This is a genomic window from Photorhabdus namnaonensis, from assembly GCF_001684335.1.
Classification (GTDB): domain Bacteria; phylum Pseudomonadota; class Gammaproteobacteria; order Enterobacterales; family Enterobacteriaceae; genus Photorhabdus; species Photorhabdus namnaonensis.
In genome coordinates this window covers 1-317 of the sequence record NZ_LOIC01000079.1, presented here as the reverse complement: position 1 = coordinate 317, position 317 = coordinate 1, and the positions used below count along the sequence as shown (strand labels likewise).

General features: G+C 60.3%; 1 protein-coding gene. It reads right to left on the bottom strand.

The features are described 5' to 3' along the window. Window positions 1–317 (bottom strand): RHS repeat domain-containing protein (locus Phpb_RS15795; protein ID WP_165603309.1); only part of this gene is annotated, 317 nt, incomplete at both ends.

The following is a 317-nucleotide window of genomic DNA, read 5'->3' as shown; positions in this document are numbered from 1 at the left end:
GTCCGGGGAGTCCACGGTTAACAGCCGGCCCAGGATGTCGTAATGATAACGGGTGGTCCCTTCCGGGGCGCGCAGCGTCGTCAGCCGGTGCGCGGCATCATAATCATAGCGGGTCACGTTCTCTTCCCCGTCCCGCTTTTCAATGCAGTTCCCCGACCGGTCATAGCGATAATGCCACTGCGTGCCGGCATAATCCTGCTCGGTGATAACCCGCCCGTCCGCATCCAGGGTGTAGGTGTAAGTTTCCCCCTGCGGGTTAATCACCTGCGTCAGTTGCAGCGTGTCGGCATCATAACGATACTGCCAGCGATGCCCCT